The organism is Micromonospora sp. WMMD1120 (genome assembly GCF_029626235.1).
Classification (GTDB): Bacteria; Actinomycetota; Actinomycetes; order Mycobacteriales; family Micromonosporaceae; genus Micromonospora.
On sequence record NZ_JARUBO010000005.1, the window covers coordinates 2,902,223 to 2,926,878 of the forward strand.

21 protein-coding genes are annotated in these 24,656 nt (G+C 73.2%); 10 read left to right on the plus strand and 11 right to left on the minus strand.

Annotated elements, in window-relative coordinates; translation table 11 throughout:
• Position 1: 1 nt before the first annotated feature.
• The 4 genes from O7634_RS13760 to O7634_RS13775 all read left to right on the plus strand — a co-directional run bounded on the left by O7634_RS13760 (position 2) and on the right by O7634_RS13775 (position 4,149).
• Positions 2 to 1,282, plus strand: a complete 1,281-nt coding sequence (locus O7634_RS13760) for an ABC transporter permease (protein ID WP_278150518.1) — start codon at positions 2 to 4, stop codon at positions 1,280 to 1,282.
• 83 nt (positions 1,283 to 1,365) lie between these two features.
• Positions 1,366 to 2,079: a cytidine deaminase gene (locus O7634_RS13765; RefSeq protein WP_278150519.1), complete on the plus strand. Its 714-nt coding sequence runs from the start codon at positions 1,366 to 1,368 to the stop codon at positions 2,077 to 2,079.
• Entirely contained in the window at positions 2,076 to 3,356 is a 1,281-nt protein-coding gene (locus O7634_RS13770) for a thymidine phosphorylase (RefSeq protein WP_278153963.1), read from the plus strand. The genes O7634_RS13765 and O7634_RS13770 overlap by 4 nt, the downstream gene beginning before the upstream one ends.
• Positions 3,357 to 3,468: 112 nt before the next feature.
• Positions 3,469 to 4,149 (plus strand): DUF4272 domain-containing protein, encoded by a 681-nt coding sequence (locus O7634_RS13775; RefSeq protein ID WP_278150520.1) that lies wholly within the window; start codon positions 3,469 to 3,471, stop codon positions 4,147 to 4,149.
• A gap of 2 nt (positions 4,150 to 4,151) precedes the next feature.
• Here O7634_RS13775 and O7634_RS13780 read toward each other — a convergent pair whose 3' ends face one another.
• Positions 4,152 to 5,144 carry a putative RNA methyltransferase gene (locus O7634_RS13780; protein WP_278153964.1) on the minus strand — a complete coding sequence of 331 codons (993 nt, stop codon included), beginning with the start codon at positions 5,142 to 5,144 and terminating at the stop codon, positions 4,152 to 4,154.
• Positions 5,145 to 5,243: 99 nt separating this feature from the next.
• Here O7634_RS13780 and O7634_RS13785 point away from each other — a divergent pair, with 99 nt between their 5' ends.
• On the plus strand, positions 5,244 to 6,317 hold the full coding sequence (locus O7634_RS13785) for an adenosine deaminase (RefSeq protein ID WP_278150521.1): 1,074 nt from the start codon (positions 5,244 to 5,246) through the stop codon (positions 6,315 to 6,317).
• A gap of 3 nt (positions 6,318 to 6,320) precedes the next feature.
• Here the strand turns inward: O7634_RS13785 and O7634_RS13790 are convergent, their stop codons facing one another.
• The gene (locus O7634_RS13790; RefSeq protein ID WP_278150522.1) at positions 6,321 to 6,614 is read right to left on the minus strand and encodes a hypothetical protein; all 294 of its coding nucleotides are present in this window, start codon (positions 6,612 to 6,614) and stop codon (positions 6,321 to 6,323) included.
• Positions 6,615 to 7,116: 502 nt separating this feature from the next.
• Here O7634_RS13790 and O7634_RS13795 point away from each other — a divergent pair.
• From O7634_RS13795 to O7634_RS13810, 4 genes are all read left to right on the plus strand, one after another.
• Positions 7,117 to 10,716, plus strand: a complete 3,600-nt coding sequence (locus O7634_RS13795) for a nitrate- and nitrite sensing domain-containing protein (protein ID WP_278150523.1) — start codon at positions 7,117 to 7,119, stop codon at positions 10,714 to 10,716.
• On the plus strand, positions 10,713 to 11,117 hold the full coding sequence (locus O7634_RS13800; protein ID WP_007455462.1) for a roadblock/LC7 domain-containing protein: 405 nt from the start codon (positions 10,713 to 10,715) through the stop codon (positions 11,115 to 11,117). Before O7634_RS13795 ends, O7634_RS13800 begins: the two co-directional genes overlap by 4 nt.
• 98 nt (positions 11,118 to 11,215) lie before the next feature.
• Positions 11,216 to 11,593 carry a DUF742 domain-containing protein gene (locus O7634_RS13805; protein ID WP_030329021.1) on the plus strand — a complete coding sequence of 126 codons (378 nt, stop codon included), beginning with the start codon at positions 11,216 to 11,218 and terminating at the stop codon, positions 11,591 to 11,593.
• Between the two features lies 1 nt (position 11,594).
• A complete protein-coding gene (locus O7634_RS13810; protein ID WP_007455465.1) occupies positions 11,595 to 12,188 on the plus strand; it encodes an ATP/GTP-binding protein in 594 nt (197 codons plus the stop codon).
• A 251-nt stretch (positions 12,189 to 12,439) separates the two neighbouring features.
• On the opposite strand, the gene O7634_RS13815 is transcribed toward O7634_RS13810, so the two are convergent.
• The gene (locus tag O7634_RS13815; RefSeq protein ID WP_278153965.1) at positions 12,440 to 14,860 is read right to left on the minus strand and encodes a transposase; all 2,421 of its coding nucleotides are present in this window, start codon (positions 14,858 to 14,860) and stop codon (positions 12,440 to 12,442) included.
• Between the two features lie 39 nt (positions 14,861 to 14,899).
• The gene (locus O7634_RS13820) at positions 14,900 to 15,847 is read right to left on the minus strand and encodes a DNA primase (protein ID WP_278153966.1); all 948 of its coding nucleotides are present in this window, start codon (positions 15,845 to 15,847) and stop codon (positions 14,900 to 14,902) included.
• Positions 15,848 to 16,005: 158 nt separating this feature from the next.
• On the opposite strand from O7634_RS13820, the gene O7634_RS13825 reads away from it, so the two are divergent.
• Positions 16,006 to 16,347, plus strand: a complete 342-nt coding sequence (locus O7634_RS13825; protein ID WP_278150524.1) for a helix-turn-helix transcriptional regulator — start codon at positions 16,006 to 16,008, stop codon at positions 16,345 to 16,347.
• A gap of 150 nt (positions 16,348 to 16,497) precedes the next feature.
• Here O7634_RS13825 and O7634_RS13830 read toward each other — a convergent pair whose 3' ends face one another.
• The 7 genes from O7634_RS13830 to O7634_RS13860 all read right to left on the minus strand — a co-directional run bounded on the left by O7634_RS13830 (position 16,498) and on the right by O7634_RS13860 (position 24,588).
• On the minus strand, positions 16,498 to 17,187 hold the full coding sequence (locus O7634_RS13830) for a permease prefix domain 1-containing protein (RefSeq protein ID WP_278150525.1): 690 nt from the start codon (positions 17,185 to 17,187) through the stop codon (positions 16,498 to 16,500).
• Between the two features lie 69 nt (positions 17,188 to 17,256).
• Complete coding sequence (gene cydC, locus O7634_RS13835; RefSeq protein WP_278150526.1) at positions 17,257 to 19,044, minus strand: thiol reductant ABC exporter subunit CydC; 1,788 nt, start codon at positions 19,042 to 19,044, stop codon at positions 17,257 to 17,259.
• Positions 19,041 to 20,717: a thiol reductant ABC exporter subunit CydD gene (gene cydD, locus O7634_RS13840; RefSeq protein WP_278150527.1), complete on the minus strand. Its 1,677-nt coding sequence runs from the start codon at positions 20,715 to 20,717 to the stop codon at positions 19,041 to 19,043. Before cydD ends, cydC begins: the two co-directional genes overlap by 4 nt.
• Positions 20,714 to 21,721, minus strand: coding sequence for a cytochrome d ubiquinol oxidase subunit II (locus O7634_RS13845; protein ID WP_278150528.1), 1,008 nt, complete (start codon positions 21,719 to 21,721; stop codon positions 20,714 to 20,716). Before O7634_RS13845 ends, cydD begins: the two co-directional genes overlap by 4 nt.
• 18 nt (positions 21,722 to 21,739) lie before the next feature.
• Entirely contained in the window at positions 21,740 to 22,990 is a 1,251-nt protein-coding gene (locus O7634_RS13850) for a cytochrome ubiquinol oxidase subunit I (protein WP_278150529.1), read from the minus strand.
• A 220-nt stretch (positions 22,991 to 23,210) separates the two neighbouring features.
• Positions 23,211 to 24,116, minus strand: coding sequence for a M56 family metallopeptidase (locus O7634_RS13855; RefSeq protein WP_278150530.1), 906 nt, complete (start codon positions 24,114 to 24,116; stop codon positions 23,211 to 23,213).
• Positions 24,117 to 24,126: 10 nt separating this feature from the next.
• On the minus strand, positions 24,127 to 24,588 hold the full coding sequence (locus O7634_RS13860; protein ID WP_278150531.1) for a BlaI/MecI/CopY family transcriptional regulator: 462 nt from the start codon (positions 24,586 to 24,588) through the stop codon (positions 24,127 to 24,129).
• Between the last annotated feature and the right edge of the window lie 68 nt (positions 24,589 to 24,656).

Genomic DNA, 24,656 nt, shown 5'->3' on the forward strand with positions numbered 1-24,656 from the left:
GATGTCCACCATGGCTGTCCCCGACGTCGCCGTCGCCCCGGTCGACGAGGGCTTCTGGACCCGTGGCCGCAAGGTCGGCCTCACCCTGCTGGGCCTCGGCCTGCTGGCCGCTGTGCTCTTCGGCGCGCTCGCCACCGACCAGCAGGCCCGGTTCACGCTCAGCGACGACGCCGCCGGTGCCGCGTTGGAGATCAACGGCACGATCGGGGCGATCCTGTTCGGGATCATCACGATCGCCGCCGGCGCCGCGCTGCTGGCCGGGGTGCCGAAGCGGTGGTTCCTCACCGTGCTCGGCGTCGGGCTCGTCGGCTTCGTGCTGTCCTTCCTCTGCTGGCAGGTCTCGGCCGCGCCGGCCGGGCAGAACTTCATGCCGTTGGTCAACATCATCCGGGGCACCTTCATCCTGGCCCTGCCGCTGATCTTCGGCGCGCTCGCGGGAGTGCTCTGCGAACGCTCCGGCGTGGTGAACGTGGCCATCGAGGGTCAGCTGCTGATGGGCGCCTTCAGCGGGGCGCTGTTCGGCAGCATCTCCGGCAGCGTCTGGGTGGGCCTGGTCGCCGCCGCCATCGGCGGCGCGTTCATCTCGCTGCTGCTCGCCGTCTTCGCCATCCGCTACCTGGTCGACCAGGTCGTCATGGGCATCGTGCTCAACCTGCTGGCGGTCGGTGTCACCGGCTTCCTCTACGAGCGGCTGATGCAGACCGACGCGACGAAATACAACAGCGCGCCCCGGTTCAGCAACTGGGAGATCCCGCTGCTGAAGGACATCCCGGTGCTCGGGCCGGCGTTGTTCCGCGGCAACATCTTCCTCTACCTCGGGCTGCTCCTGGTCCTGGTGATCCACATCGGGCTGTTCCGTACCCGCTGGGGGCTGCGTACGCGCTCGGTCGGCGAGCACCCGATCGCCGCCGACACGCTCGGCGTCAAGGTGCTGCGCGTCCGCTACCGCAACGTGCTGCTGGCCGGTGTGGTCGCCGGTATCGGCGGTGCGTCCTACACGCTGGCGCTCTACTCGTTCACCAAGAACATGATCGGTGGTAAGGGCTTCATCGCCCTCGCCGCGCTGATCTTCGGGCGCTGGAATCCGACCGGCGCGCTGCTGGCGGCGCTCTTCTTCGGCTTCGCCGACCAACTCGCCACCTACCTGGGTGCGATCAGCAGCTCGATCCCCAGCCAGTTCCTCGCCATGCTCCCGTACCTGGCGACCATCCTGGCGGTCGCCGGCCTGGTCGGTCGGGTCCGGGCACCGGCGGCCGACGGCAAGCCCTACATCAAGGGCTGACGCCACCGCTCGGCCGGCGTCACCCGCGCCTGTGGCCCCGCCCTGGTCGCCTCCGACCTGGGCTCCTTCGGCAGAATGATGATATGACCGACATTGACTGGGCGCGGCTGCGCGCCGCCGCCACCGACGCGATGCGGCACGCGTACGCGCCGTACTCGACGTTCCCGGTCGGCGCGGCGGCGCTCGTCGACGACGGCCGGGTCGTGGTCGGCTGCAACGTGGAGAACGCCGCCTACGGGGTGACGCTCTGCGCCGAGTGCGGCGTCGTCTCCAGCCTGCACGCCACCGGCGGTGGGCGGCTCGTCGCGCTCTCCTGCGTCGACGCCACCGGCGAGCCGTTGATGCCGTGTGGCCGCTGCCGGCAGTTGCTCTGGGAGCACGGCGGGCCGGACTGCCTCATTGAGACGAAGACCCGCCCGCTGCGGATGGCCGAGCTGCTGCCGCACGCCTTCGGTGTGGAGGACCTGGAGGCGGTGACCGGGGAGACCCCGGTGCCGGTGGTCCCGGAGCGGCTGGCCGCCTGGCGGGGACGCGGCACCGTCTTCGTGCACCCCGACATGTCCGCCGGCCAACAGGTCTGGACGGCGTACTGGGAGCGGTCGGCGGGCGACGACGTCGGCGCCGAGACCGGCGTGCTGGAGGAGGCCCCGAGCTGGGACGACCCGGCCGAGGCGATCACCTGGGGAATGGCCCGGACACCGCGGGTGGTGGTGGTGGACGAGGCCGGCACGATCTTCTGGGCGGGCGAGGGGGAGCCGCCGTTGGAGATCCCGGTCCGGTGGACGGGTGGGTACTGATGAGCTTTGCTGCTGTTGACGTCATCCGGGTGAAGCGGGACGGGGGTGTGCTGTCGGACGCGCAGATCGACTGGGTGCTCGACGCGTACACCCGGGGGGTTGTCGCCGACGAGCAGATGTCCGCGCTGGCGATGGCGATCCTGCTCAACGGCATGACCGGGCCGGAGATCGCCCGGTGGACCGCCGCGATGATCGCCAGCGGTGAGCGGCTCGACCTCTCGGCGGTACGTCGGCCGACTGTCGACAAGCACTCCACCGGCGGCGTCGGCGACAAGATCACCCTGCCGCTCACCCCGCTGGTGGCCGCGTGTGGCGCCGCCGTACCCCAGTTGAGCGGCCGTGGCCTCGGGCACACCGGCGGCACGCTGGACAAGCTGGAGTCGATCCCCGGCTGGCGGGCCACCGTGCGCAACGACGAGTTCATCGCGCAACTCGACGACGTCGGCGCGGTGATCTGCGCCGCCGGTGCCGGCCTGGCCCCGGCCGACCGCAAGCTGTACGCGCTGCGGGACGTCACCGGGACCGTGGAGGCGATCCCGCTGATCGCCAGCTCGATCATGAGTAAGAAGATCGCCGAGGGGACCGGCGCGCTGGTTCTCGACGTGAAGGTCGGCTCGGGCGCCTTCATGAAGTCCGTCGACCAGGCCCGCGAGCTGGCGCGCACGATGGTCGAGCTGGGCGGCGCGCACGGTGTTCGGACGGTCGCCCTGCTCACCGACATGTCCACACCGCTCGGCCTGGCCATCGGCAACGCCGTCGAGGTGACCGAGTCGGTGGAGGTGCTGGCCGGTGGTGGGCCGGCCGACGTGGTGGAGCTGACGTTGGCCCTGGCCCGGGAGATGCTGGACGCCGCCGGCCTACCGGACGCCGATCCGGCGGCGGCGTTGCGCGACGGTCGGGCGATGGACTCGTGGCGGGCGATGATCCGGGCGCAGGGCGGCGACCCGGACGCGCCGATGCCGGTGGCGGCCGAGGTCGAGGTGGTCCGCGCCGAGCGGGACGGGTACGTCACGGCCGTCGACGCGTACGCCATGGGGGTCGCCGCCTGGCGGCTCGGCGCGGGCCGGGCCCGCAAGGAGGACCCGGTCAGCGTGCCGGCCGGCGTGGTGCTGCACAAACGGCCGGGCGACGCGGTCCGGGCCGGTGACCCGCTCTACGAGCTGCGTGCCGAGGACGCGACGAAGATCCCGGCCGCGCTGGCCGAGGCCGCCGGCGCGGTACGGCTCGGGCCGACCGCCCCGGCGCCGAACCCGCTGGTGATGGAACGGATCGGCTGATCCGGCAGGGCGTCGGGGTGGCGTGGTGCCGGTCACGTGAGAGCGCTATTCTCGCAGGCCAAGGGGGGAACAGCCGGCTTCGAGCCGTCGCGAGCAGACAGGAAGTTGCCCCGTGACCGTAGATGCCCCCGACCCGCGTGAGGTGCGCGAGGCGAGCCTGGAAGAGCTGGAACGGCTCGGCCTGCCGTTGCCACCGGCCCAGTTCCCCCTCGTCTGGGAGCCGGGCGACCGGATCGACCTGCGCCCCACGGCGGAGATCGAGGCGCGGATCGCCGTGCTGCACCTGATCCTGGCCCGCTGCTTCGGGATGCCGCCGCAGGCGGCGATGAGCTGGCTGCTCGGCTCACATCTGGTCGAGATGGTCACCCCGCCGGAGTGGCAGTTCGTGATGGGTGGCAAGGGCGACCACCGGTCGTTCGTGCTGCACCACGACGCGCTGTTCGCGCTGGCCTGGGTGCTCGGGTTGAGCAAGCAGCTCGACCCCACCCTGGCGGTGGACGAGCAGTTGGTCGAGCGGCTGCCGCACATCGCGGAGGGGGAGACGTTCCCGCACTGGCGTTCCCGGATCCTCACCGCGCCCCAGCACCCGGCGGACGCCGCCGCCCTGCTCGACCTGCACTACTGCCTGGACTGGGCGTACCTGGAGACCGAGCGGGAGGGCCGGCGTGCGCCCAGCCTGGTCGACGCGAACGCGATCGGTCAGCGGCGCTGGGCGCTGGAGTGGGCGGTGATCCTGCGTGGGCCGTACCACGACGAGCCGCCCGGCTGGGAAGAGGTCGACCTCTCCACCTGATCTCAGCGGGGCCGGTAGTGGTCCACCTGGACCGCGACCGTCACCCGGACCGGCTCGGGCAGGGCGGCCAGCCGGCCGGCGAGGGCGCCCGGGTCGGTGTGCCAGGCGCTCGGACCCATCCCGACCAGGGTGGCGGCCTCCGTCCGGGTCAGGGCCAACTCCGCCCGGTGCGCCGTCGAGCTGGCATGCGTGAAGTGCCCGCCGAGGCTCGCGGTCACCCGGTCGGCCTTGTCCGGGGCCACCCGCAGCAGGCCGAGCGCTGTCACCAGCTCGGTGAGGTGGTCGGCGTCCGGCGTGACCACCAGCAGCGTTCCGGCCGGATCGAGCACCCGGTGGAACTCCGCGCCGTTGCGCGGGGCGAAGACGTTCAGCAGCACGGCGGTGGAGGCGTCCGCGAGCGGCAGCCGCTGCCAGGTGTCGGCGAGCGCCGCCGCCGCCCGGGGGTGCGCGCGGGCCGCGCGGCGCAGCGCCGGCTTGGACACGTCCACTGCCAGACCCACGGCGTCCGGCAGCGCCGCCAGCACCGCGCCGAGGTAACGGCCGGTGCCGGCGCCGGCATCGACCACCAGGGGGTACGCCCCACAGTCCGCCTCCGGCGCTCCGACCCGTACCCCTGCTGTTGTGTCCTTTGCTCTGCTTACCTCCATGCGCCACCCCGCGCCGGCCGCTGGTGCGTCGGTGGGTGCAGAGCAAAGGGCGGAGGAGGGGGATGTGGTCGTCGCACGGAGTCGCGCGACCGCCTCGGTCGCGGCGGCGGCCAGCGCGGTCGCGATGACGTCGTAGTGCCCGGCGGCCAGGAAGTCGGCGCGGGCGGCGACCATCTCCGCCGTGTCGCCGGTGTGCGGCGCCCGACCGGCGAGCAGGTTGACGTAGCCCTGCCGCGCGATGTCGAAGCTGTGCCGGCGGGGACAGCGCAGCGCCCGGGTGTCGGTGGCCTGGTGGAGTGCCTCGCCGCAGACCGGGCAGCGCAGCCGGCGCAGGACCCGCGGGTTCAGGTCCGAGCGCGGCCGGTCCGAACTCCCGGGCGTGTCCACGACGTCGAGCCTAGTGTGGCCTGGCTGGGCGGGTTCACGCTGGCTGACTAGGGTCTGAGCATGGTCGCAACTATCCGGTACGAGGACATCGTCAAGGTCCCGAAGGCGCTGCTGCACGACCACCTCGACGGCGGGCTGCGGCCGGCGACGATCGTCGACCTGGCCGCCGAGGTGGACCACCCACTACCCACCAACGACCCCGCGGCGCTCGGACTCTGGTTCGCCGAGGCGGCGGACTCCGGCTCTCTGGAGCGGTACCTCGAGACGTTCGCGCACACGGTCGCGGTCATGCAGACCGCGCCCGCGCTGCGCCGCGTGGCCCGCGAGTGCGCCCTGGACCTGGCCGCCGACGGGGTCGTCTACGCAGAGGTGCGGTTCGCCCCCGAGCAGCACCTGGAACGGGACCTCAGCCTGGACGAGGTGGTCGAGGCGGTGCTGGCCGGGTTCGCCGAGGGCGCCGCGCAGGCCGCCGAGGCGGGCCTGAGCATCCGGGTGGGCACCCTGCTCACCGCGATGCGGCACGCGGCCCGCTCCCAGGAGATCGCCGAGCTGGCGGTACGGCACCGCGACTCCGGGGTGGTCGGGTTCGACATCGCCGGCGCCGAGGCGGGCTTTCCGCCCACCCGACACCTGGACGCCTTCGAGTACCTCCAGCGGGAGAACTTCCACTTCACCATCCACGCCGGCGAGGCGTTCGGTCTGCCGTCGATCTGGCAGGCCATCCAGTGGTGCGGCGCGGACCGGCTCGGCCACGGCGTACGCATCGTCGACGACATCGCTCCCGACGGCGCGCTCGGCCGGCTGGCCGCGTACGTCCGGGACAAGCGGATCCCGCTGGAGCTGTGCCCGTCGTCGAACGTGCAGACCGGCGCGGTGGCCTCGATCGCGGACCACCCGATCGGCCTGCTCCGGGACCTGCGCTTCCGGGTGACCGTCAACACCGACAACCGGCTGATGAGCGGCACCTCGATGTCCCGGGAGATGTGGCTGCTGACGGAGACGTTCGGCTACGGGTGGAAGGAGTTGCAGTGGTTCACCATCAACGCGATGAAGAGCGCCTTCATCCCGTTCGACGAGCGGCTGCGGATCATCGATGAGGTGATCAAGCCGGCGTACGCCAGGTTGCTGGCCTGACCGTCAGCCGTGCGGGTGGCCGGCGAGCAGGCCGGCCACCCGGCGCAGCACCTCCCGCGCCCGGGCCGCCTCCGCGCCCAGGCCGGTCTGTCGACTCAGCACTGCGGGCTCGTTGCGCAGCAGCGCCACCCCGCGACGGATCAGCACCCGGGGGGCCTTGCGTTGCTCGGACAGGTCGCGGGCGAGCCGGCGCAGGAAGGTCGCCCCGCGCGGCCGGCGCAGCGCGTACGCCCCGGCGAGCAGGCCACGGCGGCGGCACTCCTCGACGATCTCGGCAGCGAAAATCCCTTCGGCCACGAAAAGTGGCGATCCGGTGAGATCAAATGGCCGGGTGGCCACCCGTCGATCCGCGCCGATCGCATAAACCGGCACATCGGCTCGGCCTTCGCGAGCTAGTCGGGCAATGATTTCCACCGCTGCGTCGGCGTCCCAGGACTGCGGCGATTCCCAATCCACCTGGCCGTTTCGTCTCGGCAACGTAGGGTCATCGCCGTCTTTGTAGAAGTCGTCCAAGCAGAGCACCGGCAGGCCGGTTCGTTCCGCTATGTACGACTTTCCGGACCCAGAAGGGCCCGCGAGCAGGACAACGCGATGCGGATGTTCCATTACCTTCAGTTACTCCGACCAGACGGACTGCTATCAAATCGCATCAACATCTCATCACACCTTCGGTCCGGGACAACCTGGGCTTTCTTCTTGTCGACCGGCGTGATGGAATCTCGGGGGTCCGACCCGCCGGGTCGGTCGCTGGGCGTTGCCCGGGGCAACGCGTTGAAGCTGTAATCGCGAGGACGGTGACGTGAGCAAACGGCCGAAGACGGCGGGCTCCCTCCTGTCGCGGCTGCGCCGGCCGGCCAGCCGGCTACAGGACATGCCGATCTGGTCCAAGCTCGGTCTCATCATGATCGTGCCGACCATCGCCACGGTCGTGGTGGGCACCAGTGGTCTGGTCGACCACGTGGAGACGCTCAACAATGCCAACCGGGCCGGCGATCTGGCCAACCTGTCGAGCTACTCGGGTGATCTGGTCGACACCCTGCAGGACGAGCGGACCGCCGCCGTTCTGCTGCTCGGTGCGGACGGGACGCAGCCGACGGCGCAGTACCAGGAGGCCTACAACCGGGTGAACTCCCGGGTGGACCAGGCGACGAGCCCCTACCGGCAGCAGCGCGCCGAGATCGAGGACCTGCCGGGCAGCCTGGAAGGGCTGCTCGACGGCATCGACCAGAACCTGCGGGACCTGTCCGGCATCCGCAGCCAGGTGTTCAACGGCAAGCTCGCGCTCACCGAGACCGTGCAGGCGTACGACGGCCTGATCAGCGACCTGCTGGCCATCCGTGACTCGTCCACGCAGCTCGCCGGTGACAACCAGCTGAGCGACCGGATGCGCGCCGCCGCGGCGGTGGCCCGGGAGAAGGAGTTCCTCTCCCTGCGCCGCGTCGTGGTGCACCGCGCGCTGGGCGTCAAGGGCGGCAAGAAGCTGACCCCGGCGCTGCGCCGGGACTACGTCGCCAGCGACACCGGCCAGCAGCAGGCTCTGCAGAGCTTCAAGGCCGTCGCCACCCCTGACGACGCGAAGTTCCACGACCAGACGGTCGCGGGCGGCGACCGCCGGCAGGCACAGAACTACACCGGCTGGATCGACGGCAACACCACCGGCGAGATGCGCGACGCGCCGTTCGGCCCGGACCAGTGGGAAGCCGCCATGACGGCGAACGCCAAGCTGATCCGCACCGTCGAGCGGAAACTCGACAGCGAGGTGGTCACCCAGGCCGACGGGCTCCGGTCGGACGTGCAACGTCAGGTCTTCCTGGAGACCGGCCTGCTGCTGAGCATGCTGCTGCTGGCCATCCTCTTCGCGTACCTGGTGGCCCGCTCGATGGCCCGCTCGCTGCGTGAGCTGCGGCAGGGCGCGCTCTCCGTCGCCCAGTACGGCCTGCCCCAGGCGGTGGCCCGACTGCGTGACCCGCAGGTCGTCGGTCAGCTCTCGCCGGTGCAACTGGCCAACCAGATCGCCGAGCCGCTGCCGGTGCGCAGCAAGGACGAGTTCGGCCAGGTGACCGAGGCGTTCAACGCCGTCCACCTGGAAGCCGTCCGCACGGCCGCCGAGCAGGCGGCGCTGCGCGCCTCCGTCGCGACCATGTTCGTCAACCTGGCCCGCCGTTCGCAGATCCTCGTCGACCGTCTCATCGGGCACCTCGACCGGCTGGAGCGCGGCGAGGAGGACCCGGACCGGCTGGCCGAGCTGTTCCAGCTCGACCACCTGGCCACCCGGATGCGCCGCAACGACGAGAACCTGCTGGTGCTCGCCGGTGCCGACTCCACCCGTGTGCAGCGCGAGCCGGCCGCCCTCATCGACGTGCTGCGCGCCGCGCAGTCCGAGGTCGAGCACTACACCCGGATCGAGTTCGGCGTCATCGACCGCGACATCGAGGTCGCCGCGCACGCGGTCAACGATCTCGTGCACCTCGTCGCCGAGCTGTTCGACAACGCCACCGCGTTCTCGCCGCCGGACTCGCAGGTCATGGTCGAGGCCCGTCGGGTCGGTGACCGCGCCTCGCTGTACGTCGAGGACCGTGGCATCGGCATCAGCGCCGAGCAACTGCACGACCTCAACGAGCGTCTCGCGACGCCGCCGCAGGTGGATGTCGCCGTCTCCCGGATGATGGGTCTGGTCGTGGTCGCCCGGCTGGCGTCCCGGCACGGCGTCCGGGTCGAGCTTCGTCCGGGCAACGACCGTGGCACCGTCGCGGACGTGACCCTGCCCACCTCGGTGCTGGTGCCCCGGGCGCTCTCCGGTCGGGTGCAGCAGCCGCCGCCGGCGCTGCCCGCGGCCGGTGCGCCGCAGCCGGGTGGCCCGCAGCAGGGTGGGCCCGCGCCGGTCTTCGGTGCGCTGCCGGCCCTCGGCAACGGTCCTCGCCCGAGTGAGTCCGGCAACCAGGTCACCCTCGGCGGTCGGCCGTTCGAGCCCGCCGCGCGCAACGGCGCCGGCACCCCGGCCAACGCCGGTGGGTACCGGTCGATGCCGGCGTGGTCCGACCTGACCGGCGCGGCCGGGGCGAACGGCGTCAACGGTGGCGACGGGTTCACCCCGCGGCCGGCCAACGGTCAGCCGATCGACCCGCTGCCGCAGCGTCGGGCCGGGGACGACTCGCCGACCCCCGGCCAGCAGCCGCCCATTCCCCGGCAACTGCCGAGCAGCCCCGAGACGCACCCGTACTCGGCGCCGCCGGTCTCCGCGCAGCCGTACTCCGGCGCGCCGGTCTCGGCCGCGCCCACCTCCAGCCAGCCGTACTCCGCGCAGCCCTACTCCGGTGCGCCGTACGGCGGGGCGCCGGTCTCCGCCGCCCCGGCCTCCGGGCAGCCGTACGCCGGCCCGCCGGTGTCCGCGTCTCCGGTGTCGGCGTCGCCGACGTCCGCGCAGCCGTACTCGGCGCCGCCCGTCTCGGGCCAGTCGTTCAGCGGTTTCGCGCCCCGGTCCGCGCCGCCCGCGCAGCCGCCCAGCGCTCCCGCGCCGCCGGCCTGGCCCCCGGTTCCGGGGGGCGACCGGGAGGCGGCCACCCCGCCGGTGCCGGAGCGGCTCGCCGCCGCTCTGGACATGACGACCGAGCTGCCGCGCGTGCCGCGGCCCGGCGAGCAGTTGCCAGCGGCGCAGCCGGCGGCACCGTCCGCCACTCCGCGGCCGGCGCCCGCTCCGGCCGCGCCGAGCCGGCCGGCGCCGCAGCAGCCGCAGGCGCAGAACCAGCAGCGGTACGCGGACGAGACGATGGAACTGCCCATCTTCCGCGAGCTCGAGTCGGCCTGGTTCCGTACCCGCCGCCCGGGCCCGGAGGAGACCGGCGCCAAGCCGGCGACGAACGGCGACAACGCGACCCAGCAGTTCGCCACCGTCGAGGCCGCTGGTCGGGCAGTCCACAAGACAACACCCGCAACGACAGGTAACGCACCGATGGCAGACACTCCGACGGCCGGAGGAGCGCCGCGGGACAACGGCTCCACAACGGACGAGGGCGCGCGCCCCAGCCTCGCTGAGAGCCTGCCGAACCGCCGGCCCCAACCGCAGAACAACGGTTGGCACACCGCTGCCGACGACGGCTGGCGTGCCGCCTCGGCGGCGGCCAGCGCGGTGCCGGTGGCCGAGACGACCACCACCGGTCTGCCGAAGCGCAAGCCGATGGCGCAGCTGGTGCCTGGTGCGGTGGAGAAGCCGACCACCTCGGTCCAGCGGCGCTCCCCGGAGGCGGTCCGTGGCCTGCTCTCCGCTTACCACCGGGGCGTGCAGCGAGGGCGTAGCACCTCGGAAAACCCGACCAACCCGGAGGCGACTCCGGGTGGGCAATCCTCGCAGTCTGGCTCAGGCCCGGTGGCCGGGAGCGGGCAGAAGGAGCAAGAAGGATGACAACTACGCAGGATCTTGGTTGGCTTCTGGCCAACTTCGCCGACCGGGTGCCCGGCGTCGCGCATGCGGTCGCTGTCTCGGCGGACGGTCTACTCCTCGCGTCGTCACGGGATCTGCCGCGCGACCGGGCAGACCAGCTCGCCGCCATCGCGTCGGGCCTGGTCAGCCTGACCCAGGGGGCAGCACGCTGCTTCGAGGGAGGCGCGGTGTTGCAGACTGTCGTGGAGATGGACAATGGGTTCCTGTTCCTGATGTCCATCTCGGACGGCTCGTCCTTCGCCGTGCTGGCCGCCCGCAGCTCCGACGTAGGCCAGGTGGGCTACGAGATGGCGCTGTTGGTCGACCGGGTGGGTGACGCGCTCACCCCGCAGCCGCGCGCGGCTGCGGGCATGCTTGGTTGATACTCCGCCGATCGTGAGGTCGGCACGACTGCAACGACGACAACGACGGGTTCCACCGGTGGGAGCCGGTAACGGGTGCGAAGGAGGTGAGCGGCGACATGGCCGATCGTGACGAACCAACCGGAGCGTTGGTCCGTCCATACGCCGTGACCCGTGGTCGCACCCGTCCCCGACTCGACATCGCGCTGGAGGCGCTCGTCGAGACGACGGTGCGCGGCCGGGCCGCTGCCAATGGCAACGGCGGTCAAGGCCGCGAACACCAGTACATCGCCGCGCTGTGTGACGGACGCGTGCAATCGCTCGCAGAGATCGCGGCGCGGATGCAGCTCCCGCTCGGTGTGGCCCGGGTGCTCATCGCCGATATGGCGACGGACGGCCTGGTCGCGGTCCACGAGCCGACCATCCTGGACGACTCCGACGACGCGGTGGGCACTGAACTGCTGGAGAGGGTGCTGAGTGGACTTCGCAGGCTCTGACATGTCGCACCGCCCGCCGAACCCGAGCGGCCGCGTGACGTCGGCGAAGATCGTTATCGCTGGTGGATTCGGCGTCGGTAAGACGACGCTGGTCGGCTCGGTCTCGGAGATCACGCCGCTGACCACCGAGGCCATCATGACCTCCGCTGGCGTGGGCGTCGACGACACCCGGCAGGTGCCGGGCAAGACGACGACCACGGTGGCGATGGACTTCGGCCGGATCTCGATCGACCGTGATCTGATCCTGTACCTGTTCGGTACGCCGGGTCAGACCCGATTCTGGTTCATGTGGGACGAACTGGTTCGGGGTGCGATCGGCGCGGTCGTGCTGGTGGACACCCGCCGGCTGGCCGACTGCTTCGCGGCGATCGACTTCTTCGAGCACCGACGCCTGCCGTACCTGGTGGCGATCAACTGCTTCGACGGGATGCAGTACCACGACCCGCAGGACGTCCGGGACGCCTTGGCGATCTCGAGCGACGTGCCGGTGGTGGCCTGCGACGCCCGTAACCGGGAGTCGACGAAGCACGTGCTGATCTCGTTGGTCGAGTACGTGCTGACCATGCGCCGCACGCGCGCCGTCGCCCCGGCCTGACGGGTCGCCGTACGCCCGGTGGTGGCCCTGGGCCGCCACCGGGTGCCGCAACCTGCGCAGCGCGACCCGGCCGCCCTACGCCGCCCTCGTGATCCCGCAACCGTCGGGGCCCTCCGCACCCCGGGCCCCGGGCCGGCGGGCGTCTGACGAGGGCGGCGTCGCCGCGTCCACTGTCTACCGTGCATCTTGGGCGGGTACACGGAAGCGCCCCCCGGTCTTGCCGACCGAGGGGCGCTTCTGATTGGCGTGGGTCAGGACTGGTAACCGGCCGAGCGGTACTCGTACTCCCGATCGTCGTCACGGTCCCCGTGGTCACGGCTGAAGTCCCAGCCTCCGGCCGCCTCCCGGCCCGGCCGACCACCCACCGCGAAGCCGCCGATCTCCTGGCCCCGACGCCAGCCACGGAAGTATCCGGTGGTGTTCTCCGCGAGGCTCGCCGCATCACGCACTATCCGCAAGGGACGCTCCTCGCGCAGCGGCGAGCCGGGGACCAGGTTGGCCTGTGGCACGCGCTTGGGCAGCCCGGCGTTGGTCTCCGCGCCCACCGCCGGGCGGGCCGCCTGTTCCGCGGCCTGCCAGCCGGTGTCGGCAGTGGTCGACCAGTCCAGATCGGACTCCTCGCCGTGCCCGACGAACCACGCGGACTTCGCCTGCGCGAAAATCAACAGGTCACCGTCGCCCTCGTCGGCGACCGGCGGCGGCCGGTGCTCGACCGGAGGCGATGGCCGGCGCTCCAGCGGCGGCGCGGGGGGTCGGTGCTCCGCGGCGCGCTCGGCGCGGGCGGCGGACCGGCCGCCCCGGGCGGCCTGCTCCCGATCGACGAGGCGCAGCGGCGGGGTCTCCAGCTGCGGTTCCGCGGGCGGAGTGAGCCCGTCGCGCAGTGCGCGGTCGGCCAGTGGTGGCGGCTCCACCAGACGCAGCATGGGTGGTTCCTGGGGCAGGTCGTCGGCCAACCAGGGCGGGGTGACCCGACCGTCGGCCCGGCCCGGGTCGGTCGGGGCGTCCACGCCACGGCTGCCGCCGTAGGGGTAGGCCACCGGGTTGTTCGGCGAGCTGTCCGCCGGGTCCTCCGGGTTGTTGACGAGCGGCCAGTTGGCCCGGGACCCGGGTGGTGCGGACTCCTGGTCCGGCCGGGGGGCCGGCACCGGGATGCTGAGGTCGGTGGCGCTGAAACCACCGGTCGGCGGGTCCGCCGGGGGGCGTTGCTGGTGGCTCGGCCGGGGCTCGCCGTTGGTCTTGGGGCGGGGCGGGATGACGGTACGCTGCCGCTCCGCCCGCGCGCTGTTGATGGCGGCGGTGGTCAGTGTCGGCCGGAACGGCTCACCGGCCTCGGCCGGGGGCACCAGGCCCCGCTGGGCGGGCGTGATAGGGGTGATCCCGGGCGGCGGAGGGGGAGGCGAGGAGACCGGCCGGTTGGTCGGTCCGTCGACCCGGCTGGGCGTCGGGTCGACGCGCCCGGGCAGCGAGGAGGCCGGCGGACCGGCCATCGCCGCCGGGGTCACCGGTGCGGGCGCCACCGGCGGCGGCGTGACCGGAGCGGGTGCGACCGGTGGCGGCCCGAGCGGCCGGGGCGACGCCGGCGGCGCGCTGCCGGGGGCCGGCTCGGGACGGCTGCGCCGTCCGACGGCGGGCGCCGGGTCGGCCGGGGCCGGGGTGGGCCGGACCGGCCGCAGGCCGGCGCTGGTGCCGGCCAGCCCGGTCAGCTCGCCGACGGTCTCGCCACGGCGGGCGGCGGCACGGCGGCCGGGTGCCGGGGTGGGCGCGCTGACCCGTGAGCTGAGCGCGCTGACCAGTGCCTCCAGCCCGGCGTCACAGGCGCGCACGGAGGCGACCGCCTGGCGGACCGTCTCGGCCACCGCCGACGTGAGCGCCCGGTTGACCGTGGCGCGTCGGGGCGTCTCGGAGATGGCGACCCGCAGGGCGGTGACCGCCTCGTTGATCTCCTCGGCGTCGGCGACCCCGTCGGCGGCGAGGTGCGCGGCGATCGCGTCGGCGGCGACCGACACCTCGCGGCCCCTGGCGACGGTGCCGCCGAGCATGCCCGGCTCGGGCAGGGCGTCCAGCACCGCGAGCGAGACCGGCTCGGCCGGGTCCGGGTAGGCGCGCAGCGCCGCCGGGTACAGCTCACGCAGGACCTCGCGCAGCGCCACGGCGGCGGAGTGCCGACCGCTGGCCAGCGCGGCGTGCGCGGCCAGGACCTGCTTGTAGCCGGCCAGGTCCCGAGGAGCCGGCAGGGTGACAGCGGACAGGGCCCCCGCCTGCAGCGCGCGGGCCAGGCCGACCGCCCGCCGTTCGGCCGGAGGTGACTGCATCTCTTCCAGGGAGTCGTCGTCGGCGAACCGCTCGGCGAAGTCGTCCACCGAGTCGTCGTCGGCGATCGCCAGGGGCCGCCCGGCCGCGCTCAACAGCGAGGTGACCGTGTGGTCGTCGCTGTCGGCGGCGATGGCCGCACCGCTCGGCCCGCCCGACCGCTCCACGAGAAGCGCGACGAGCTGGGCGTAGCCAGCGGCGTCGTCGCTGATCTCGCGGACATGCAGCAGACGGCCTGCGTCGTCGACCACAGCGGACGTCAGCGTCGAGCCGGCGGAGGCCGGTCGGTCAGCCGGATCCGCCGAGGCCAGACCGCAGTAAACGCGCACGAGCGCCACGGCGTCGTCCTCCTCCCGGGACAGGTCTTTCCTCTGCCAGCAACTGATGCTCCCCGGTACGGGTCAGTCGCGCCAGTCCACCACCGCAGAGATCTTGCCGACAATGGTGCGCCAACCCAAACTCGCGGTCTGCGCGCCGATCTTCTTCAGCCGCCGCCGACCCATGAAGGCGCCGATTCCACCGTTGGCGGTGGCGCGCAGCGCCTCGTCCAGGTCGTCGAGACTGGAGCCGGCCGAGAGCATGTCGAGTACCGCAGGCAGCCGCAATGCGTACGAGAGGTCACGCGCGACCTCGCCGGCCTCGATCAACAGGGTCGAATCCCAGGTGTCGTGGCCACCGCGTAGGTTCTCCACGACGAGGTCGAGTTCGTAGGTGTCCTCGTCGAGCGGGGCGATGTCGGCCGGCTCCACCCGTTCGGACAATTCATTCCAGCTGTCCAGTTGGGACAGATCGTTGGGCGCACCGGACCGGATAAAGGTGACAAGCGATTCGGGGGTCTTGAACAGCAGCAGCTTGCCCCGGTGGCTGAGGAAGACCGGCACCTCCTCGTCGTCCGCCTCGTCCGCCTCGGTCTCGTCCGCCTCGTCGGTGCCGGCGGCGTCGTCCCCGCGTCGACGCGTCGACGCGTCGTCCTCCGCGGCGAACTCCTCGGCCAGCTCCTCGTCGAGGATGACGACGGTCTCGTCGTCCTCGTCCTCCTCGATGGCCTGTCGGCGGGCGAGGAACGGGTCGTCCTGGTCGCGCTCGGTCACGTCGGTGGGGGTCAGCGAGCTGGCCGGCCGGTACGCCCGCAGTGTGAAGCCGGTGCCGGCGGGCAGCGCGATCTCCACCGGGTCGATGCGCAGCTCTTCCCAGAGCGAACGGTCGACCGGCGCCGACCGGTGCTCGGCCTCCTCGGCCTCATCTGGCTCGGCCGCGCCGGTGGTGTCGTCGAGCTCAGGCTCGTCGGCGTCGGGCCGTTGGGGCGACTGGCGGGCCACGCTGACCTCCGTGTGCTTCGGGTTGCCCACCCGCCGGGTCTCCGACCGGCGAGTGACTCTGGGCACATACCCTAGTCGGCAGCCCTGGGTAACCGATGCCCGCACCCCGTCGGCCGGTCGAGGTACGGGTTCCACCTGCTGGTCGGCACGGTGGCGAACCGGCGGCTCGACAAGTAGCGTAGCTACACATGAAGGCCCAGGCGTTGCACGGTCACCTCGACGCCCTGCTGCTCGCCGTCCTCGAACAGGGCGCGCTGCACGGCTACGCCATCATCGAGGCGCTGCGTGCCCGCAGTGGCGGCAGCCTCGATCTGCCCACCGGCACCATCTATCCGGCGCTGCGCCGGCTGGAGCGCGCCGGGCACGTGGCGAGCACCTGGAGCACCGTCAACGGCCGGGAACGGCGGACCTACCAGCTGACCGACTCGGGTCGGCGGGCGCTGGCCGGGGAACGCGCCGGCTGGCACGAGTTCCAGGCCACCGTAGGCCGGTTCCTCGATCCCGGCAGCCCGCCCGTCACCCCGGCCTGACCGAGTCGACCGGGGCTTGGTCGACTCACGTTTCAGGAAGTCGCGCCTTCCGAAGCGCGGGACACCCCGATATGCAGAAACACGAGTGGATCAGCGCGCGGCGGGTCAGCGCGGCGGAACAGCGCACGGCAGGTCAGGGCGTGCCGCGGGTCAGCGCGCGGCGGGCTGGCGCGCGGCGGCCAGCAGCCAGTTGCGCGCCGCACGGGTCAGCGAGAAGTAGGCGCCCCCCGCCACCGCCAGACCGACGAGCATCGGGGGCCAGCGCAGCGCCGCGTCCCACAGGGTGAGCGACCAGGTGAAGAGGGCGCAGCCAGCCACCATGCCGAGGACCACCACACCGGTCAGGCCGATGCCCACGGCGCGCTGTGCCACCGCCAGACCCGGGCGTGGCGAACGGGCACTCGCCGCGACCACCAGCAGGCCGGCGACCGAGAGCAGCAGCGCACCCATCCAGATCCAGTCGACCGAGTCGGCCAGCAGCAGGTAGCCGGCCGGGGGACGCGGCCCACCGCTCCAACTCGACCCGCGCCAGGTCAGGTCCCCGGCGACCACCCCCACCCCGGCGATCGCCAGCATCCGCAGCGAGAGCCCGCGCAGGGCGCCCACCGCCAGCTCGGCCTGCCAGGAGGGGAGGAGCTGCGCCGGTGAGCCGAACTCGACCACCGCCCGGCGCTGCGCCTCGCCGGGCGGCACGCCGTCCTCCCGGTACGCCTCGACGGCGTCCAGCAGCCCGTGCCGGGCCTCGGTCAGCAGCTCGGACTTGAGTCGCGCCGGCCCCTGCAACCGGGCACCAAGCTCCCGCAGGTGCTCGTCGACCACCACGTCCTCTGCGCACGCCATGGCACCACAGTGCCACGGCGGCCGGGGCGTCGGCGTCCGGGAGAACCCTGGTCCGTCCCCCAGGCCCGGTCAGGGGGCGAGTGCCAGGTAACCCCGTTCGGCCGCCGCCTGGAGCAGCCACTGGTCCCGGTACCAGCCCGGGGCGGCGACCAGCTCGGCGTGTCGACCGCGCTGGACCACCCTGCCGCCGTCGAGGACGACGATCTCGTCCAGCTCGGCGAGCCCGCTCAGCCGGTGGGTGATCAGCAGCACCGAGTGCTCGGCCGGGGTGGCGGCGAGGGCGGACGCGAGCACCGCGTCCGCGGCGGTCGGGTCGAGCCCTTCGGTGGGCTCGTCGAGCACCAGCACCGCCGGCGCGGCGAGCAGCGCCCGGGCGAGCGCCAGCCGTTGCCGCTGACCGCCGGAGAGCTGCCCGCCCTCCTCGCCGACGAGCGTGTCCCAGCCGGCCGGCTGGGCGCGTACCCACTCCAGCAGGCCGGCGGCGGCGGTGGCCGAGGTCAGCTCCTCCTCGCCCGCCCCGGCCCGGCCGAGCAGCAGGTTCTCCCGGACCGTGGCGTGGAAGACGTACGCCTCGGCGAGCAACCCGCCGACCGCCCGGGGCAGCGCCTCCTCGGCGTACGTCGAGAGGTCCCGCCCGTCCAGCGTCACCCGGCCGGACGCGGGCCGGACGGCGCCGGTCAGCACTGCCGCGACAGTGCTCTTACCGGCGCCGCTCGGGCCGACGACGGCGATCCTGCGCCCCGGAGACAGGTCCAGGCTCACCGCGTCCAGGGCGGGCGCCGCGCCGGTGCGGTACCGCACCGTCACGTCGACGAGGCGCAGCTCGTGCGGGCCGACCAGGTCCGGTTTCTCCTCGGCGGGCTCGGGGGTGGGCGTGCCCGCGTCGAGCAGGGCGGCCACCCGGACCAGACCCGGGCGCAGTTGGGTCCACTGCCGGGCCGCCGCGACCAGCGCCAGCGTCACCTCGACGGCGGCCAGCGTGCCGACGGCCAGGACCCCCACCAGCACCCCCGGCACGTCGGCCGCCAGCGCGGCCAGCACCACCACCGCGGCGGTCAGTCCGGCGGTCAGCACCCCGGCGGCGTCCACAGCGAACCCGGTGGCGGCGAGCCGGCGTTCCAGCCGGGCCAACCGGTGGGCACGCTGCTCGGCAGCGCGCAGCGTGTCTGCTGTCGCCCCGAACGCGGCCAGGTCGGCGGCGCCGTGGGTCAGGTCGATCGCGTCGGTCGCCAACGCGCCGCGCAGCGGGGCCACCTCGGCGGCGCTGCGCCGGGTGACAGCGGTGGCCAGCGTCGGCAGGGCCAGCCCGGCGACGAGCAACCCGACGGCGAGCGCGCCGGCGGCCGGTAACGAGATCAGCGCCGCCACGCCGACCGCCAGTACGCCGACCACCGCCGCCGCCGCGCCCGGGACCAGCACCCGGAGCAGCAGGTCCTGGACGGCCTCCACGTCGGAGACCAGCCGGCTCAGCACATCACCCGAGCGGTGTGCCGCGTCCCGACGTGCCGCCAGGGTGGCGAAGACCCGGGCCCGCACGTCGGTGATCATGCGGAGTACCGCGTCGTGCCCGGCGAGCCGTTCGGTGTACCGGAAGACCCCCCGGCTGATCGCCAACGCCCGGACCGCGACGATCGCCACGGTGAGCCGGTCCAGCGGCGGCTGACCGGCGGCGCTCATCAGCAGCCAGGTGGCGGTCGCCATCAGGGCGAGCCCGGCGAACTCGGTGGCGGCGGCGAGCAGGCCGGCGCCGACCAGCCGCCCCAGGTACGGGCGGGCGAGCCGCAGCACGGCCCGTTCGGCGTCGACCCGGCCGGTCGGTGCCGAATCCGGCGGAGCCGACCCCGGGGGTGTGCTCATCGGGTCGTCCCCCCGCTCGGTTCGGGCGTCAACTCGGTCACCCGGCCGTCCTCCACCCGCAGGATCCGGTCGGCGTCGGCGAGCAGCGCCGGTCGGTGCGCGACCAGCAGCGAGGTCCGACCGGCGACCAGGCGGCGGGTGGCGTCGAGCACCACCGACTCGGCGGCGGTGTCCAGTCGGGCGGTGGGCTCGTCGAGCAGCACCACCGGGGCGGCGCGCAGGAACGCGCGGGCCAGCGCCACCCGCTGCCGCTGCCCGCTGGAGAGGCCGTGCCCGCGTTCGCCGAGCACCGTGTGCAGACCGTCCGGGAGGCCGGCCACCACCTCGTCCAGGGCGGCGTCCCGCACCGCGGCGGCGACCGCCTCGTTGGGGGTGCCCGGCGCGCCGAGGCGGATGTTGTCGGCCAGCGACGCGGCGAAGAGGTGCGCCCGCTGCGGCACCCAGGCGAGCTGCCGACGCCAGGCGTCCAGGTCGGCGGTGGCGAGGTCGATTCCGTCGACGGTGATCCGGCCGCTGGTCGGGGTCACGAAGCCGAGCAGCAGGCCGAGCAGCGTGCTCTTGCCGGCGCCGCTGGGCCCGATGACGGCGATTCGTTCGCCGGGCCGGATGGTGAGGGTCACGTCGCGCAGCGCCGTGGTGCGCTCGTACGCCACCGTCACCCCCTCGAACCGGATCTCGCGCCGGGCGTCCGGGGTGGGCGCGCCCTCGGCGGCCCGGGGCGCGGCGGGCGTCGCGGAGGTGGTCAGCGCCTCGTCCAGCGCGGCCAACCCCTCCATGCTGGCGTGGAAGCGGCTGCCGGCGGCACGCAGCGGTAGGTAGGCCTCCGGGGTGAGCAGCAGCACCAGCAGCGCGGTCTGCAGGGCCAACCCACCGCCGAGCAACCGGATGCCGACCGGCACCGCGACCAGCGCCACCGAGAGGGTGGCGACCAGCTCCAGCACCAGTGCGGAGAGGAACGCGATCCGCAGCGTCTTCATGGTGGCGACCCGGTGGCCGTCGGCCATCCGGCGTACCACTGCGGTCTGCGCCCGGGCGCGCCCGAACGCGCGGAGCGTGGGCAGCCCGGCGACCATGTCCAGGAAGTGCCCGCCGAGCAGCGCGAGCCGCCGCCACTGCCGTTCGGTGGCGGCCTGGGCCTGCCAGCCGAGCAGCGCGCCGAAGATCGGGATCAACGGCAGGGTCAGCGCGATGATCACCGCCGAGCTCCAGTCCGCGACGACGACCCGGGCCAGCACCGCGAGCGGCACCGTCACGCTGAGCACCAACTGCGGCAGGTAGCCGGTGAAGTAGGCGTCCAACGCGTCCAACCCGCGCCCGCTCAGGGTGGCGATCTCACCGGCCCGCTGCCCCGCCACCCAACCCGGCCCGTGCCGGCCCACGGCGGCGAGCAGGTCGCCCCGGAGGGTGGCCTTCACCGTGGCGGCGACCCGCGCGGAGACCGTGCCCTGCGCCCAGACCAGCGCCGAACGGGCGGCGACAGTCACCACGAAGCCGGCCAGCGCCGGCCGGTCCAGCCGACCGTCGACGGCGGTCGCCAGCAGCGACGCGAGCGTGGTCGCCTGCGCCACGATCAGCCCGGCGGCCACCACCCCCAGCAGCGCGAGCAGGGCGAGGTCGCGCCGGGCCGCGGGGACCCGGCGCAGCAGACGACTGTCGAACGGACGGCGTCTCACCAGTACACCGGTGCCCTACCGTCGGTCCGTCCTCGAAACACCCACCAGCACATCGCCTGGAAGCCTAGTAGGGCCGGAAGGAGCGGCAGCGCCACCCAGCCGAGCAGCCGCAGAGTCGGGGTGCTGGCGGCGGCGTCGGCCACCGTCAACGAGGCGTTCGGGTCGCTGGTGGACACCAGCACGTAGGGCCAGAGGGTCGCGCCGACGAGCGCCACCGGCAGCGCCAGGGCCGCGCCGGTGGCGAGCACCGCCCACCCCGGCCGCCGCCGCGCCAGCGCCGCGCGGGCCGCCAGCAGCGCCACCGCGAGCAGCACCGGCAGGAGTACGGCCACAGCCGGTCGCTGGACGGCGTCGCGTACCCGGGTGGAAAGCAGACCCACGACGGTGGCCGACGCGACGGCGGTGAGCGCCACCGGCACCAGCCGGCGGGCGGTACGGCCGAGCGTGTCGGCGGACGCGGCCGGCAGTCGCAGGGTGAGGAATGTCGCTCCGTGCAGCGCGAACAGGGCGACCATGGCCAGCGCGACGCTGGCCGCGAACGGGGTGACCAGGTGCGACACCCCGGCGACGTGCCCGTCGGCCTGGCGGGGCACGCCCTGCAGCAGCGCGGCGAGCAGCACGCCCCAACCCAGCGCGGCGAGGGCGCTGCCGATCAGCACGACGCGGTCCCAGCGGGCCCGGGACCGCTGACCTGTGGGCCGGCTGCGTAGCTGCACCCCGACGGTGACCAGGATGACGCCGACCAGGGCGCCGGCGACGGCCGGGTAGCAGCCGGCGAGCAGCTCGCCCTCCAGCACCGGGAACGCGCCGAAGAGGATGCCCACCGCGGCGACCAGCCAGACCTCGTTGCCGAGGAAGAACGGGCCGAGCGCGGTGAGCGCCGCCCGGCGTTCGGTCGGGTCGACGCCGCGGGCGAGCAGCAGTCCGACGCCGTAGTCGAAGCCGGCGAGCACCAGGTAAGCGGCGCTGAACAGGCCGAGCAGGACGTACCAGGCGAGGTCCACGGTCTTCTCCTCAGTCGCTCAGAGCAGGGCGGGTGCGGGGTGGGCCGGCTCGCTGGGCGGCGCGGGCGGGCGACCGAGCGCCGGGTCGGCCGCGCCCCGTGCCGCGTGCCGGGCGAGCAGCACCCAGTTGGTGACGGCGAGGGTGCCCAGCAGCAGGCTGAAGCCGATGAACGAGGTGAGCATCAGCGGCGCGCCGACCGGGGAGACGGCCTGCTCGGTGGGGAGCAGCCCGTACGCCACCCACGGCTGGCGGCCGACCTCCCGGGCGATCCAGCCGAGGATCACCGCGACGAACGGCAGCGGCAGGGCGAGCAGGATCAGCCAGAGCGGGAAGCGCAGCCGGATGATCCAGTCGCGGAAGAGCAGGGGCAGCAGGAACCACACGCAGCCGAGCGTGAAACCGATCAGGATCATGAAGCCCAGCCCGACGTTGGCCAGCACCGGCGGGGTGTAGTCGCCGGGACCGAACCGGCTGGTCCACTCGGCGATCAACGCCTGGGCCTCCGGCCCCTGGCCGAACTTGGTCGGCTGCACCGCGCCGACCGGGCCGAACTGGGCGAAGCCGAAGCCCTGCACCAGCGTGATCGCGAGCGCCGAGGTGACCAGGCCGATCCGCAGCGAGGTGCGGAACAACGCGAAGTCGGCGGTGCGCCGGATCAGGTGCCAGGCGCTGATCGCGGCCATCAGCATCCCGCCGACCAGCAGCGCGGCCGCGACCACGTGCCCGAGCGCCATGCCGAGGCTCGGGTTGGTGAGCAGGGCGCCGAAGTCGGTGAGGTGGGCGATCCCGTCGCGCACCTCGTAGCCGACCGGGTTCTGCAGCCAGGAGTTGGCCACCATGATCCAGAAAGCCGAGGCGTACGCGGTGATCGCCACTCCCCAGAGCAGCGCGAGGTGTACGCCCCGGCGCAGCCGGTGCCAGCCGAAGATCCACATTCCGAGGAACGTGGACTCCAGGAAGAACGCCACCAGCGTCTCGATCGCCAGTGGCGCGCCGAAGACGTTGCCGACGTAGCGCGACAGGCCGCTCCAGTTCAGCCCGAACTGGAACTCCATCACGATGCCGGTGGCGATGCCCAGCACGTAATTGATCACGTACAGCTGGCCCCAGTACCGGGTCAGCCGCTCCCACTTCGGGTTGCCGGTGAGCACCCCGGCGGTCTGCATGCCGACCAGCAGGGTCACCAGCCCGAGCGTGACGACGACGAACAGAAAGTGGATCGAGGTGGTGGTGGCGAACTGCAGGCGGGCGAGGAGCAGCGTGTCCATGACCAGCCTCCATAAGTGTTGGCTCCCTTGTCATAGCAACCCTACACGTAGCCACGCTACCTATATCCCCGCAGTGCTCCCCACCCCTCCTTCTCCCGTTGATCTTGCACTCCCTGTCGCGACATAAAGGGTCTAAGACCCGCAAATCGACCACCGCAACTGCAAGATCGGTGCGGCTGCGGGGGGTGCGGGAGAGGGCGCGGCTGGTGGGGGGTGGGGGTTAGCTCAGGAAGAGGGTTACGGGTAGGGCTACCAGGGTGGTGGCGACGGCCAGGGCGGTGGCGCCGAGGGCGCGGGGCGGCCGGTCGGTGACCAGCAGTCGCTGCACCCGTACGTCGAGATCCCGGTCGCCCATGCCCAGCGCGCCGGCCGGGGTGACCCGGTGTCCGGCGGCGGCGAAGCGGCGCAGCGCGCCCGCCAGCGGCGCCTCGGCGTGCAGCTCGCGGGCCTTGTCATCGGCACGCATCTCGACCAGCAACGCGACCCGCTCGTGCGCGTCGCGCACCCAGCCGAACCAGGGCAGCGCCCGGCACAGCGCGGTGAACGGCAGCAGCACCAGGTCGTGCCGTTCGTGGGCGTGCGCCCGTTCGTGGCTGAGCACCGCCGCAAGCTCGGCCTGGTCGAGCAGGCTGAGTGTGCCGGCGCTGACCACCACCTGCGGTTTCACCCCCGGCAGGCAGTACGCGGCGGCGCTCGGATGATCGAGCACCAGCGCGCCCGGCGCGGCCGGATCGTTGCGCGCGACCAGGGAGAGCAGCTCCCGGTGGCGACGCTGGGCGCGTACGGTGCCGTGGATGCTGCGCACTGTCGTGGTGACCAGCACCGCGCCGATGCCGAAGCCCACCCCGACGCCGGCCAGGTGGAAGGTGCCCACCCCGACGGGGAGGGCGCCGTGGGCGAGGTCGTCGGCCAGGGCGAGCAGCGCGCTGCCGGTCGGCAGGTCGTACGCGCTCAGGCCGAGCGCCATCGGCAGGCCCATCGCCGAGAGGCCCAGCGCCAACCCGACGGCCTGCCAGCAGATGATCGCCACCCGAGGGCTGCGCCACGTCCAGGTCGAACGGGCCAACACCTGGGCGGTCAGATAGCAGGCCAGCATCGTGGCGGCGAAGTGCACGGCGTACGCCATGGCCGTTGCCCTACCGCTCCGCTGCCTCGCCGGCCGGGCGTCGGCCCGCCGGCCCGTCCACCCGGTCGGTCAGGGCGTCGGCTCCACCGGTCGAGCCCGGCCCGGTCAGGCCGGCCGCACTCCCCAGGGCCGCCCGCAGCACCTCGGCCTCGGTGCCGGTCACCGAACGGGCGAACCGCACCAGCGCGGCGTCCCGGCTGCCACCCAGGTCGAGGGCGTCGAGCATGAGTTGGGCGATGTGCGCCTCGCGGCTGGCCGCCGGCCGGTACCGCCACGCGCGGCCCTCCCGCTCCCGCTGCACCATGCCCTTGCCGGCGAGCCGGTCCAGCACCGTCATCACCGTCGTGTACGCCAGCTCGCGCCCGTCGAGCGCGTCGGCCACCTCGCGCACGGTCACCCCGTCCGACGTGCCGGGGACCACGTCCCACAACACGTCCATCACCGCACGCTCAAGATCGCCCAACCGAGTCACGACCCAATCCTACCCCCGGTAGTAGACCGCGGAGCCCGCCCGGCCCCAGCCCCGCCCGATCCGTGCCC